General features: G+C 45.1%; 15 protein-coding genes. 4 read left to right on the top strand and 11 right to left on the bottom strand.

Annotated elements, in window-relative coordinates:
• Positions 1-4 precede the first annotated feature (4 nt).
• Positions 5-427, top strand: a complete 423-nt coding sequence (locus LDX50_RS03370; protein ID WP_225696998.1) for a DUF1573 domain-containing protein — start codon at positions 5-7, stop codon at positions 425-427.
• 54 nt (positions 428-481) lie between these two features.
• Here LDX50_RS03370 and LDX50_RS03365 read toward each other — a convergent pair whose 3' ends face one another.
• Genes LDX50_RS03365 through LDX50_RS03355 form a run of 3 tightly spaced genes read right to left on the bottom strand, consistent with a single transcriptional unit; the run spans position 482 to position 2,000 of the window.
• Positions 482-943 carry a YybH family protein gene (locus tag LDX50_RS03365; protein WP_225696997.1) on the bottom strand — a complete coding sequence of 154 codons (462 nt, stop codon included), beginning with the start codon at positions 941-943 and terminating at the stop codon, positions 482-484.
• A 5-nt stretch (positions 944-948) separates the two neighbouring features.
• On the bottom strand, positions 949-1,335 hold the full coding sequence (locus LDX50_RS03360) for a DUF423 domain-containing protein (protein WP_225696996.1): 387 nt from the start codon (positions 1,333-1,335) through the stop codon (positions 949-951).
• Complete coding sequence (locus LDX50_RS03355) at positions 1,332-2,000, bottom strand: YggS family pyridoxal phosphate-dependent enzyme (RefSeq protein ID WP_225696995.1); 669 nt, start codon at positions 1,998-2,000, stop codon at positions 1,332-1,334. Before LDX50_RS03355 ends, LDX50_RS03360 begins: the two co-directional genes overlap by 4 nt.
• Positions 2,001-2,064: 64 nt before the next feature.
• Here LDX50_RS03355 and LDX50_RS03350 point away from each other — a divergent pair, with 64 nt between their 5' ends.
• Complete coding sequence (locus tag LDX50_RS03350) at positions 2,065-3,633, top strand: GH3 family acyl-acid amido synthetase (protein ID WP_225696994.1); 1,569 nt, start codon at positions 2,065-2,067, stop codon at positions 3,631-3,633.
• On the opposite strand, the gene LDX50_RS03345 is transcribed toward LDX50_RS03350, so the two are convergent.
• Genes LDX50_RS03345 through LDX50_RS03335 form a run of 3 tightly spaced genes read right to left on the bottom strand, consistent with a single transcriptional unit; the run spans position 3,608 to position 6,423 of the window.
• Positions 3,608-4,660 carry a vWA domain-containing protein gene (locus LDX50_RS03345; protein WP_225696993.1) on the bottom strand — a complete coding sequence of 351 codons (1,053 nt, stop codon included), beginning with the start codon at positions 4,658-4,660 and terminating at the stop codon, positions 3,608-3,610. The genes LDX50_RS03350 and LDX50_RS03345 overlap by 26 nt on opposite strands.
• Positions 4,653-5,552, bottom strand: a complete 900-nt coding sequence (locus LDX50_RS03340; protein ID WP_225696992.1) for a hypothetical protein — start codon at positions 5,550-5,552, stop codon at positions 4,653-4,655. The genes LDX50_RS03345 and LDX50_RS03340 overlap by 8 nt, the downstream gene beginning before the upstream one ends.
• A complete protein-coding gene (locus LDX50_RS03335; RefSeq protein WP_225696991.1) occupies positions 5,545-6,423 on the bottom strand; it encodes a DUF58 domain-containing protein in 879 nt (292 codons plus the stop codon). The genes LDX50_RS03340 and LDX50_RS03335 overlap by 8 nt, the downstream gene beginning before the upstream one ends.
• A 79-nt stretch (positions 6,424-6,502) precedes the next feature.
• On the opposite strand from LDX50_RS03335, the gene LDX50_RS03330 reads away from it, so the two are divergent.
• Both LDX50_RS03330 and LDX50_RS03325 read left to right on the top strand, forming a co-directional pair.
• A complete protein-coding gene (locus LDX50_RS03330) occupies positions 6,503-6,889 on the top strand; it encodes a DUF4296 domain-containing protein (protein ID WP_225696990.1) in 387 nt (128 codons plus the stop codon).
• 1 nt (position 6,890) lies between these two features.
• A complete protein-coding gene (locus tag LDX50_RS03325) occupies positions 6,891-9,266 on the top strand; it encodes an endonuclease MutS2 (RefSeq protein ID WP_225696989.1) in 2,376 nt (791 codons plus the stop codon).
• 47 nt (positions 9,267-9,313) lie between these two features.
• Here LDX50_RS03325 and LDX50_RS03320 read toward each other — a convergent pair whose 3' ends face one another.
• From LDX50_RS03320 to lpxD, 5 genes are all read right to left on the bottom strand, one after another.
• Positions 9,314-9,781, bottom strand: coding sequence for a hypothetical protein (locus LDX50_RS03320; protein WP_225696988.1), 468 nt, complete (start codon positions 9,779-9,781; stop codon positions 9,314-9,316).
• Positions 9,782-9,886: 105 nt separating this feature from the next.
• Complete coding sequence (locus tag LDX50_RS03315) at positions 9,887-10,513, bottom strand: ABC transporter ATP-binding protein (protein WP_225696987.1); 627 nt, start codon at positions 10,511-10,513, stop codon at positions 9,887-9,889.
• Between the two features lies 1 nt (position 10,514).
• The gene (gene lpxA, locus LDX50_RS03310; RefSeq protein ID WP_225696986.1) at positions 10,515-11,294 is read right to left on the bottom strand and encodes an acyl-ACP--UDP-N-acetylglucosamine O-acyltransferase; all 780 of its coding nucleotides are present in this window, start codon (positions 11,292-11,294) and stop codon (positions 10,515-10,517) included.
• Complete coding sequence (locus tag LDX50_RS03305; RefSeq protein WP_225696985.1) at positions 11,291-12,685, bottom strand: bifunctional UDP-3-O-[3-hydroxymyristoyl] N-acetylglucosamine deacetylase/3-hydroxyacyl-ACP dehydratase; 1,395 nt, start codon at positions 12,683-12,685, stop codon at positions 11,291-11,293. The genes lpxA and LDX50_RS03305 overlap by 4 nt, the downstream gene beginning before the upstream one ends.
• Positions 12,682-13,740, bottom strand: coding sequence for a UDP-3-O-(3-hydroxymyristoyl)glucosamine N-acyltransferase (gene lpxD / locus LDX50_RS03300; protein WP_225696984.1), 1,059 nt, complete (start codon positions 13,738-13,740; stop codon positions 12,682-12,684). Before lpxD ends, LDX50_RS03305 begins: the two co-directional genes overlap by 4 nt.
• Positions 13,741-13,742: the final 2 nt, after the last annotated feature.

The raw sequence follows: 13,742 nt of genomic DNA, 5'->3' as shown, positions 1-13,742 counted from the left end.
ACATATGAAAACTTTAATGACTTTTATCTTCGGAATATTTGTGATCGCCGGGGCAATTGCGCAGGAAAAAACAGAATCGGCACCGGCTAACGGACCAGAAATCACGTTTGCTGAGGAAACATTCGATTTTGGAGATATCTATCAGGGTGATAAGGTGGAACATATCTTTACCTTTGAAAACACAGGGAATGAAGCCCTGATCATTTCCAATGTGCAGGTGACCTGCGGATGTACAGCAAGCAAGTGGCCGAGGGAACCTATCGCTCCCGGGCAGTCTTCATCCATGACCATCACATTCAACAGTGCCGGAAAAATGGGCCGTCAGAATAAAATTGTTACGATTGTTTCCAATGCGACCAATCCACGTGCCAGGGTAAGCATTGTTACCAATGTTCTTCCTAAGAAGGACGACACAGGAAGTAACTAGAAATCAGTCGGATAAATTCTCAAAGCAGCAAATCAATCCAGGTTTGCTGCTTTTTTAATTTCCTGCGGAGGTCTGGTCGCTGATGATTTTCCATCCGTCGGGAAAACGGTAGAATATCAGCGTGAAATAACCGGATACATCTCCTATTGTACGTTTGAGGTGAAATTTGCCCAGAAGCCGGGCATGATCCTGCTCCAATATGCGTATTTCCGATATCTCAAAATTCAGTTCCCCCATGGAGGTCCTGTCAGGATATCGTTCCAGGTAGTTTGTCAGTGTCGTTTGCCAGCCATAGATAGGACCGGTCGCACCTACGAAAAGAAGGCTGTCAGATTTCCAGTATCCTTCCATGAATACTTCTATGTTACCCTTGTTCCATGCATTCTGCTGAGCTGTCATCACGTCTGATATCGCCTGTTTATCGGCAATCGAAACCGGTGCAAGTTGCGCGTGCATATCAGGTCTGGCCAGCAGCAACAGCCAGATTACAATGAGTAAGATGCCCTTGTGTTTCATGAACGTTATTCTTTGAAGTGTTTCCAGGCGCCTACGCCTGTTAGGAGCCATGAGGAGATCAGGAGCAACCCGCCAATCGGCGTAACGGCGCCAAGCCAGTCTGAACCCGTTAAACATAAGATATAAAGGCTGCCGCTGAAGATAATAATACCGGCCATACAGCAATGGATGGCAGTTTTCAGATGGGGCATTGAATGATGGGACAACCGAAGCAATCCAAGCATCATGAGCAACAGGCTGTGATAGTAGTGATATTTAACAGCGGTTTCATAAGTGTCAAGGCGGCCCGATTCCATTAGCATACTTTCAAGTGCATGAGCTCCGAAAGCTCCCAGGCCAACCGCCATGGCTCCCGAAACACCTGCAATTAGTAATGTATATCGTGCGTTCATGGCATATTCCTTTCACCAAATATGGCACTTCCAATACGAACCATGGTACTGCCTTCCTCAATCGCCAGTTCATAATCCCCTGACATACCCATAGAAAGGATTTCCATTGTCGTTCCCTCCGGAAGATCACGCTGAGAGGTGCTATCGAACAGCTTTTTTAATGTCGCGAATTCACGCCTGATCTGTGTCGAATCATCAGTAAAGGTTGCCATGCCCATTAATCCCCTGATTCGAACATTTGGCAAGTCTTTCATCTCGGCCAGGGCATCCGATAATTCTGTTTCATCAAAACCATACTTGGTATCTTCTTCAGCGATATGTATCTGGATCAGGCAATCTACAATTTTTCCGGCCTTTCCCGCCTCTTTGTTGATCATTCGTAACAGCCTGAGGCTGTCCACTGAATGGATCAGGTAAACAAAAGGGACAATGTACTTTACTTTGTTTCGCTGAAGGTGTCCGATCATGTGCCACCGGATATCTTTCGGCAATTGCTCTGCTTTATCGGTCAGCTCCTGCACTTTATTTTCCCCGAAGTCGCGCTGCCCGGCCGCATAGGCTTCCATGATTGTCTCTGTGGGCTTTGTTTTACTAACGGCAACAAGAACCACATCCTGGGTATCCAGAGAATCATGTAAATCGAGAATATTTGCTTTGATATCCATGTGTTTTTACTAAACTTTATTAGATCATTGCGATAACAAATTAAACCAATTTGAATCAGAGCATATGCCTTTTCTGGGGACTTTATTAAAAAACGGAATACGGATCAGAGAAAGTCTCGAGCAGGATTTCAGTGACGCTTTTGAATTACAACGATCTCAGCTGAGGAAGTTATTGATCAATGGTTCATTTACCCAGTTTGGAAAGAAATATCAGTTTACAAAGATTCTGAAAAACTTCCGGGCAAAGGATCAAAGGCAATTCTATGATGTATATAAATCCACTGTTCCGCTGCATAACTACCAGAAGATAGCGAGTGAATGGTGGTACAGAAGCAGGACAGGGGAGGCCGATGTGTGCTGGCCGGGTAAAGTACGTTTTTTTGCGTTGAGTTCAGGCACCTCCGATGCCAGTTCGAAGTATATTCCCGTCACCAGGGAAATGAAGAAATCAATGCAGAAGACAAGCATACGGCAGATTCTCACGCTGTCAAAGTATGACCTGGCCCCTGAGACTTTTGAAGGAGGGATCCTGATGCTGGGCGGCAGCACAGATCTTCATAAACATGGAAGCTATTTTGAAGGCGATCTCAGCGGCATTCAGGCCGCCAACCTTCCGTTTTGGTTTCAGCGGTTCTATAAACCAGGGAAGGCCATTTCGAGGGAAAGGAACTGGGATGAGAAGCTGAATGAGATTTGCCGAAGGGCTCATCAATGGAATATCAGTATAATCGTTGGCGTTCCGGCCTGGGTTCAGCTGCTGATGGAAAAGATCATTGCATATTACAATATTTCAAATATCCATGAATTGTGGCCACACCTTGAGGTGTATGTACATGGAGGGGTGAGTTTTGATCCGTACAGAAAAAGCTTCGGAAAACTGCTCGGGCGTAAGATCTTTTATATTGAAACCTATCTTGCTTCCGAGGGGTTTATTGCATTTCAAACCAAGCCGGATCACAAAGCCATGCGGCTGGTGCTGAACAATGGGATTTTCCATGAATTCATACCTTTCAATGAGCAAAATTTTGATGAAAATGGCGAAGTCCGCGAAGGCGCCGAAGCCGTCATGATTGATCAGGTAGTGCCAGGTCAGGATTATGCACTGGTCATCTCGACCAATGCAGGAACATGGCGATACCTCATCGGTGATGTGATCCGTTTCCAGTCGGTGGAAGAGAGCGAAATTGTGATAACCGGACGAACCAAGCATTTTTTAAGTATGTGTGGGGAACATCTGTCGGTCGACAATATGAATAAGGCCATAGAAATGGTGTCGGATGAGCTGGATGTTGAGATCCGGGAATTTACCGTGGCGGGAATTCCCTATGATACTTTATTTGCCCATCACTGGTTTGTAGGAGTAGAGACTCCTATGGATTCATCGGTGGTTCGGGACCGGCTTGATCATTTTTTATGTAAGTTGAACGATGACTACTGTACAGAACGCAGCGCCGCATTAAAGGAGGTTATCGTTGATGTACTTCCCCTGGAATACTTTTATTCATTTATGGAAAAGATTGGCAAAACAGGTGGTCAGCACAAATTCCCAAGGGTGATTAAATCAGAAATGTATCAGGAATGGAAGGCTTTCATCGAATCCAGGCAGATCAGTCCTGGAGTACATTCGAGATGAACGTAGATTTCAGTAGCAACCACAACAGAAAAACACAGATAGCCCAGTATAAATAGGGTCTGTAAAAATCTGTGGTGTCCTTATATCGGGTCTCTTTGATTTCTGCTTTTTCATATTCATCAATCAGGGAAAAAACGCGGGAAAGTGCCTGGTTATCTGAAACCCGGAAAAATTCACCCTGACCGATACGTGCGATCTCACGAAGAGTGGTCTCATCCATCGTGTTTTCAACCATCCTCGGGCGTCCGAAGAAATCAGTTCCCAGCGGAACTTTACCTTCCTTGCCGATTGCGATCGTGTACATTTTAATGTCATAGGCTGCAGCGATGTTGGCAGCGGTGACCGGATCGATGTTTCCCGCCGTATTGTCCCCGTCGCTCAGGAGTATAACGACTTTCGATGAGGATTCAGATTCACGCATACGATTGGTAGCGACAGCAAGCGCGCTTCCAATCGCTGTTCCCCTGTTTTCAATCATATCAAAGCCAATCTCGTCGATATAACTTTTGAGCAGTTCATAATCAGTAGTCAGGGGAGAAAGGGAGTATGCATCACCTGAGAAAATAACAAGTCCGATCCTGTCCTGAAAACGGCCATTAATGAAATTAATCGCAACCTCTTTTGCTGCTTCGAGCCGGTTAGGACGGAAATCTTCAATTTGCATGGATTGGGAAATGTCAATCACCAGGATGATATCTATACCTTCAGTCCATTGTTCAACTTTTTCATTGGTCTTTTGCGGCCTGGCAAGAGCAACCAGGAGAAATGCCAGCATGGCCATCATGAGCAGATCCGGGATTACACGCACCAAATTAGTAAGGCTGGATCGTACATGGCTGCTTTTAACGGCAATGGGCAATTTCTGTTTGAGATAATAATTGAATACCCAACGCAGTAATATGACCAATGGAATGAGCCATAGGAGGTACAGTACCCACGGATTTTCCCACGTGAATTGCTGCCAGGTAGACGGCATAAACCAGTTAATGGAATACCAGGGTATATCGGATAATTGTGCGTCAGTCATTGTTCAACTCTTTCACTTTGCGCTCAAACCTGTTTACAGCATAATCCCTGAGGGTTAAAAAAGACGCCTCATCCAGGCCCGTTTCCCTGGGGTTGTACATGGCCGCATCAATCGAATGTAATGCATTTCCAAGATGTGTGTCGGGGTGATCACGCACCAATTCCTTTGTCGTTAAGCTTGTATATGGAAATTCCTCGAGCTGTTGAAGATATTTTTTCCACATGATAATTATTTTTTCTGCCTGCTTTCGGAAATCATCCGATTTTTCCTGTGTAAGTCGGTTGTATTTCTCCATGAATTTATGGTGTCTTCTCTTCAGCCAGAATACTTTCCAGGCATTCCTGATCGACTTTCCGAAAAATACGATGACCAGCACCATGACGATCACAAAAATTATCAGCCCGATGATGGCATAGGGATAATTGAAAGCAAAGGGAACCTGGATATAGTCGGTATTCTCAATCAGAGGCATGGCTTCCACAGCCAGCGAATCCGGCACTTCGGTAACTACTTGCTTCAGGAATATCGTATCCGCTTGTGGGATGAGCCGGGTGGAATCACCGTTAATGATTTCAAAGACCGGCAGCGAATAGATCTGAAAGGTGTCGAGTTCAAAATAAGACAGGTAGTAAACTGCGCTGTCGTAGCTAATTCCATTTCGCGTTTGCGTGGGAAAATATTCCTTATGATCCAGTTCGAATGGTTCAAAATTGAAAAGTGAATCAGGGAAAATCACGTCACGCGTAGCATCATACCGGTAGCCCAGGGTGTATGGCACCGGCTCACCGATCTTCAGACTATCGGCAAGGAACTGTCCCCGAGGGGGTAATTCCTGGGCCTGCAAAACGGCAGACCATAAGAAAAGTATGACTACTATCCCTCTCTTAAACACGTTTCAAACTCTTGTTTCGGATTTTAAACAACTTCAACAATTTCGGAACATAATCTTCGCCGGTATCAATCGAAACGAAGTTTATCTGATGTTTCCGCGCAAATTTGGCCAGCTCTTCCTGATTATTTGTGTAATCCTGTGAAATTCGGCTCCTGAAGTTACCAAAAGATGTATTAACCCAAACAGTATCGCCACTTTCCTTATCATATACCGGAACAATTCCCAGTTTAGGCAAATCCGTTTCACGTTTATCGGTTAGCCTGATCATCACCAGGTCATGTTTTCGCGCCAGACCCTTCAGGTTGTGAAAATAATTTTCATCGATAAAGTCACTGATGAAAATCATCACAGTCCTCCGCTTGATGATGTTGAGCGTCGTAAGAATTGCCTTTGCCAGGTCTGTTTTCTTCGATCTTGGCTTTAAATTAACCAGGGTGTGAATGATGTGATAGGCCTGTGACGGGCCTTTTGCTGGCTTTACATATTTCTCGTTCTGGTCAGAAAAACATATAAGCCCCACCTGGCTGCCCTCTTTTGCTGCGGAAAGGGCCAATACCCCGCAAATTTCCTTACCAACATCCACTTTTTGATGGCCTGGCTGGCCGATATCCTGAGATGCACTTACATCCAGTATGAAAAATACAGTCTGTTCCTTCTCCTCCCGGAATGTTTTTACGAAGGTTCCGTGCCCTTTGGCGCTTACGTTCCAGTCGATTGTCCGGATGTCATCGCCATACTGATAGGTGCGGACATCATCAAATTCAAGTCCGGATCCTTTGAAGATGGAATGAAAGTCACCCTGCATCTGGCTGTTGATAGCCTTTCTGATCTGTATTTCGTATTTTCGTAGCTTTTTAAGGAGATCTTTCATTCGTAAATGGATGAGGTACAAATTTGTATAATATATTACTGACTAAAAAATGCGATCAACTGATAGGAACATTTTATCCATGAACGGAAAATCTATGATATTTCATATGTTCCTGCTCGTGATCGGGTTAGTTTTCGGGTGTAAGGAGAAAAAGACATCCGTTCAGCCCGATGGATTGCTTAACTCTGAAGTGATGGTAGCGATCCTAAAAGATGTGTATGTTACGGAGGCACGTGTGTCCTCCCTGTCTGTTACCTACGATTCATCACAACAAATATTTAATCTGGTGGAGAATGATATTCTTGAACGACACGGGACAAATGACTCGGTTTATCTCCTTAGTATGCAGTATTATTTTGAACATCCTGACGAGCTCAGGCTCATTTTTGAAGCAGTTGTGGACAGCCTGAGTCTTCAGGAACGTAAGTTGTCGCGTCCCGATAATTCTTTACCTCCCGAGAATTAATATGCTGGTCCCACAAGATATAGAGAGTAAACTCGGGTTTGACCGCATTCGTGAAATTCTGCGATCCGGTTGTCAGTCTGTTCAGGGATCGGAGCAGGTTGATGCCATGGCATTTCATGATGACCATAAGAGGGTAAAATCATTACTCGGGCAAACAGATGAATTTGTACGAATCCTAGAAAGCGGGGAATCATTCCCACTGCGCAATATTCATGATCTGCGGGATGCTTTAAAGCGCGCAAAAACACCGGGGGCATTTTTGGAACCTGTTGAATTTTTGGAGATCCTGCAATCAATGGAGGCTGTATCCGGTGTCATACGGTTTTTAAAAGGTAAGAGGGAATCCTATCCGGAGTTATATCATCTTGTTCAGAATATTGAAGATCAGGGTACGCTGGAAAAAATTATCAGGCATGTCATTTCAGACGAAGGTCATGTTAAGAACAATGCAAGTCCGGAATTGCAGCGAATCCGGAAAGCATTGGATCAGGAACGGATACAACTACGCAAGAACCTTGACAAGATATTCAGAGAGGCGGTAAAAAATGGCATGGTGCCCGAAAAAGCATCCATTACAGTGCGTGATGGACGAATGGTTATTCCTGTCCTGGCAGAATATAAACGCAGGATCAAGGGCTTTATTCATGATGAATCTGCCACCGGACAAACCGTATACCTGGAACCGGCTGCTGTACTGGACAGCAATAATGAACTCCGGGAGCTGGAGTATGCAGAAAAACGGGAAGTCGTTAAAATTTTAATCAGGCTAACTGATGAAACAAGGATCCATCTTCCGGCATTGGCTTCAATTTCAAATCTTTTAGGCGAATTCGATTTTATTCGATCGAAAGCCAGGCTTGCAAGGGAACTGGAATGTACCTTTCCTTCATTTACTGATGGTCCGGAATTTGATGTTGTGGATGCCCGTCATCCTCTTCTCTTCCTGAATTACCGCAAGTCGGGACGTGCTGTCGTACCCGTATCACTAGGTCTGAATGACCAAAACCGAATGATCATCATTTCCGGTCCGAATGCCGGGGGTAAGTCGGTGAGCCTTAAAACAGTCGGACTTATTCAATACATGTGGCAAAGCGGATTGCTCATTCCGGTTGATGAGTCCTCGCGGATCGGTTTGTTCAAAGATATCTTTCTGGATATTGGGGATGAACAGTCGATCGAGAATGATTTGAGTACCTATAGTTCTCACCTGACGCTCATGAAGAATTTCATGGAGAATGCACGGCGCGACAGCCTGGTTTTGATAGATGAGTTTGGCACTGGAACAGACCCTCAATTTGGCGGGGCCATTGCCGAGGGAATTCTTGATAGCCTCATCGGATTGGGATGCCGGGGTATCATTACCACTCATTACAGCAATATCAAGCGGTATGCCGAAGAGCATGAATCGGTTATTAACGGGGCAATGAAGTATGACGTTAATGAACTTGAGCCGTTGTACGAACTTCAGGTGGGCATGCCCGGAAGTTCCTTTTCATTTGAAGTTGCCCGGAAGATCGGGCTGCCGGCGGGTATCATATCGTATGCACGGCAACTCATCGGTCAAAAGCAGGTGAATGTGGACGAGCTTATTCTGAAACTCGAGAAACAGGAACAGCAGATCAGATCCAGGGACCTGGCCCTTGCTGAACGCGAGAAGGAAGCAAAGGAATTACAGGAAAAATACCTGGCATTGTCTTCAGACCTTGAAAAGAATAAGAAGGAGATTATTGCCAGGGCAAAAGAGGAGGCAAGCAGCCTTTTAAAGGAAACCAATCGCGAAATCGAAAAGACCATCCGTCACATCAAGGAAAACAAAGCGGAGAAGAAGGAAACAAAGCGCATGCGTGAGCGCCTGGAGACACTTAAGAAAAAGGTAAATGTGCCTGGTGATATACAAGACCCATCTCCGGTGGAGAAGGTGGCGCCCGGTGATATGGTTCGTCTGATGGGCAAGGATGTGGTTGGAGAAGTATTGTCGATCCGTGGCAACAACATCGAAGTACAGGTGGGAGCGCTGAAAACCCTTGTTAAAAAGAATCAGCTGGAGAAGATCTCAAAGACGGAAGCAAAGAAATCAACAAGGGGACTGGCGGCGATCCGCAGCAATGTCGATATGAACCAGAAACTCGCAGGTTTTAACCATACGCTGGATATTCGAGGCAGGAGGGGCGATGAAGCACTCGGGCTCGTGGATAAGTTTATCGATGATGCGATTCTGTTTAATGCGAATGAATTAAGAATCCTTCATGGAAAGGGTGATGGTATATTACGCACATTGATCAGAAACCATCTTAAATCGTATCCAAACGTACAGTCGGTCCGTGATGAACACGTGGAACGTGGAGGTTCAGGGATAACGATCGCAGAGCTTAAATAAAAAAAGCCTCCGGGAAAGGAGGCTTCAAAATCAATGCTTTTCTGTGTTTATTGCTTGACGAGGCTGAAGTTCCATGTTCCCTCGACGCTTAATACTTTAGCGCCAAGTTTATCGCCTTCATCAAGTGTAAATGACATGGTCATATTCGACCCGTTGATGTTGACAGTGGCAGTTTCATTCACATCATTATTGAACACCACGGTGAAACTTGTGGCACTTGAACCCTGTGTTTCATAGCTTGATATGGCGAATATATCTACCTCACTGGTAGGGGCTCCGGCAACTGACACACCTTTTTGCTGAGTAAAAGTTATGCTGAAATTAGACCAGTCGCCCGGGGCATCATTGTTATTCAATTTCACATCACTTGATGTGGTAGTAGCCCATGTCCCTACGATATTTGCCAACTGCTGTTCAGCAATTGTCGGGTCATTTCCTCCATCACCGCCACAACTGATGAATCCTAAAAATGAAATCAATACTATCAGACTAAAAAGATAATTCAGTTTTTTCATCAATAATGTTATTTAATCACGCTGGAAATATAGAAAAAAAATCTTTGAATCTGCCTTTCGACAGTGTCATAAACATATTATTAATCGGCATATGTAATGTATTTGTCATTTGTTTGCCGGTTTGTAGTCACTAATAATCAGTTTTTTATTGCAAAAGGTATACTCATGTGGCTGATTTGAGGCTACCAATATTGTTGGAATATTCAGCGTTTCAACCTGCTGTAGATACCATTTGGTACCATATTCATCCATGTTGGTGGTTGGCTCGTCCAAAAATACAAGAGGGACATCCGTATACAAAGCAAGAAGTATTTTAAGTCGCTGTTTCATCCCGCTTGAAAAATTCCGTACGGGCTTATTTACTGTGTCAGTAAAGTAGCCAATGTCGATCAGATCCTGGATGGAATATCCATTTCTAACGGACTTGAAACTAAAATGGAATGAGAGCATTTCTTTCAGCGTAAATTCCTCTACAAGCTCCATGTAGGGCGCGGCAATGGCGATTCGCTGATATACCGTTTCTGCCGGCACGGGTATATTATTTTCAAACCATTCAACAGTTCCCTCGCTGGGAAGCTGGAAGCCGGCAATGATCTGAAGAAAAGTAGATTTCCCGCTTCCGTTGGCTCCTGTTATTGCATAGGAATCCCCTTCGGAAAATGAATGATCCATTCCCGAAAACAGCCATTCACGGTTAAATCGTTTGCTTAGTCCGGATATCCGGATGTCCATTTTAGTAGGAATACCCTTTCATTACACCACGATCTGAATTACGGATGAAATTGATGATTTCATCACGTTCTTTGGATGGTGGAAGCTCTACTTCGATGAGGTCGAGCGCCTTGGAGTTATTCAGGCCTTTCATGAACAGGTAGCGATAAATTTCCTGTATTTCGCCAATCTTCTCCGGACTGAATCCGCGTCTGCGCAGTCCGATCGAATTAATCCCGCAGTAGGTTAGTGGTTCACGGGCTGCTTTGGTATAGGGCGGTACATCTTTTCTAACAAGTGATCCGCCTGAAATCATGACATGAGCTCCAACTTTTACGAATTGGTGAAGGGCGCTTGAACCACCAATTATAGCATAGTCTTCCACGTTCACGTGTCCTGCCATCTGTACGGCGTTAGCCAAAATGCAATTGTTACCTACAATACAGTCATGGGCGATATGCACATATGCCATCAGAAGGCAGTTGCTTCCCACGACAGTTTTCCACTTATCATTGGTACCGCGGCTTATGGTGACATATTCGCGAATTACAGTATTGTCGCCAATGAAAGTTTCGGTGTCTTCACCTGCATACTTAAGATCCTGGGGTACAGAAGATATGGAAGCTCCTGGGTAGATCTTCACATTTTTTCCGATCCGGGCCCCTTCGAAAATGGTGACATTCGGTCCTATCCATGTTCCTTCATCGATCTCAACATTTTTATGGATGGTCGAAAAAGGTTCAATCACAACATTGCGGGCAATTTTTGCCTGCGGATGTATGTATGCTAATGGTTGGTTCATACTTCTTTTCTAACTATACTGGCAGTCATTGTTCCTTCACAGACAAGGGTGTTGCCAACATATGCCCTTCCGGACATTTTGGCTATTCCTCGTTTGATAGGGGCCAGCAGATCACATTTGATTACGAGGGTATCTCCGGGAAGTACCATTTTTCTGAATCTGAAGTTCTCAATACTGAGAAAATACGTCCAGTAGTTTTCAGGGTCGGGAACTGTATTCAATACAAGTATTCCTCCTATCTGTGCCATAGCTTCCACCTGAAGCACTCCGGGCATTACAGGGTTTCCGGGAAAATGACCGAGAAAGAAATGTTCATTGAATGACACATTTTTCACTCCGGCAACACTCTCTTCATCCAGGTGAATGATCTTGTCAATCAGCAAAAACGGATAACGGTGTGGCAGGATATTTACAATCTGGTTTATATCCAGTACCGGTGGTAAATTCGGATTATAGCGGGGGACATTTTGCTTGGATTCCTTTTCCATTGCCCGCTTCAGTTTTTTGGCAAATGCCACATTTGCGGCATGTCCCGGGCGGGCTGCAAGTATCTGGGCCTTTATAGGACGACCCGCCAGGGCCAGATCACCCATAACATCCAGTAATTTGTGCCGGGCCGGCTCATTTCTGTAACGAAGCTCAACATTATTCAGGATGCCTTCTTTTTTAACTTCAACCTTCGGCTTATTAAATAATTTGGCAATACTGGCCAGTTCATGTTCCTCGACGATCCGGTCAACAACCACAATTGCGTTATTCAGATCACCTCCTTTTACCAGGTTGTTCTTGTGAAGCATTTCAAGCTCATGAAGAAAACAAAAAGTACGGCAGGCAGCAATTTCTTTTTCGAACTGACTGATATTGGTAAGGGAGGCATGCTGACTTCCCAGAACCGGTGAATTGTAGTCGATCATTACCGTCACCCGGTAATCATCCAGGGGCAGTGCGGCAATTTCCACATCCCTTGAGGCGTCCCTGTAGAAAAGACTGTCCTGTACTTCATAGAAATCACGCAGGGCATTCTGTTCTTCTGTTCCGGCTTCCTTCAGGATTTCAACAAACTGTATGGAGCTTCCATCCATGATGGGGGCTTCAGGCCCGTCAAGCTGTATGAGCACATTGTCGATTTCCAGCCCGACCAATGCAGCAAGCGTATGTTCGACGGTGGATACACGGGCTCCGCTTTGCTCGATGGTTGTTCCACGGGAAAGATCTACCACATTGTCCACATCTGCATCTACAATCGGCTGTCCTTCCAGGTCGATACGCTGAAACTTTATGCCATGCCCCGCTTTGGCGGGCAGAAAGGTCATATTTGTTTCCACTCCCGTATGAAGGCCTACTCCCGAAAGGGTTACCGATTTCTTTATTGTATGCTGTTTAATATTCATGATCTCTTGTCAAAGGTCGGCAAATTTACCACTTTTTCCTCCAATTCCTTTAATCGGGCATTCAGGTCCGGAAGCTTCCTGAAAACGGCATATGCGCGTAAATAATCCTTGATGGGCATTGCCGGTGCTCCCATAAGATCAATGTTACCGTCGGGATAGGATTTGATCAGCCCCGATTTTGCCGCCATTCGTGTCTTGTCTCCAAAAACCAGGTGGCCGGCGATTCCTACCTGCCCGGCAATTGTACTTCCCTTTCCAATCTTAGTGGAACCACTGATGCCCGTCTGGGCTGCGATTACCGTATGATCCCCGATCTCCACGTTGTGTGCGATTTGAATCAGGTTGTCAAGTTTTACGCCATTGCCGATACGGGTGGCATCACCGTGCATTGTTGCGCAATCAATAACAGTATTTGCCCCAATATCTACATGATTACCTACAATGACATGTCCCATTTGGGGTATGGTGCGATAGGATCCATCCTCCTGCGGAGCAAATCCGAAACCATCGCTCCCGATAACACAGCCAGCATGGATCACGCAGAATTGTCCGATCCGGGTTCCGTCGTAAATCTTTACCCCTGAATGCAAAATAGTACTGTCGCCAATCGTCACATTGTCCCCGATAAAACAATTCGGGTAAATTTTCACATCATTTCCGATGGTCACATTTTTGCCAATATAGCTAAACGCACCCCGGTAAATTCTATCTCCCGTTTTTGAATTCTCACCGATGAAGCTCGGTGATTCAATCCCTGAACGCTGGAAGGAAATAAACTTATGATACTCCTCCAGCAATATGGTAAAACTATTGTACGGATCTTCCACGCGCAGAAGTGTAGCGGGAACCTTTTCCTTAGGCTCGAAATTTTTGGAAACGATAACGGCCGAGGCTTTCGAATCGTAAATAAAGTTTTCGTACTTCGGGTTCGACAGAAATGATATTTGGCCAGGCTTTGCATCCTGAATCTTTGCGAGCATGTGAATGGGCTGTGTATCGTCCCCTTCAATCTCAGCGCCGATAAGTGAGGCGATCTGTCGTATGGTGAATTGCATTC

The organism is Fulvivirga sedimenti (assembly GCF_020328055.1).
This window is presented reverse-complemented; position numbering and strand designations above follow the sequence as displayed.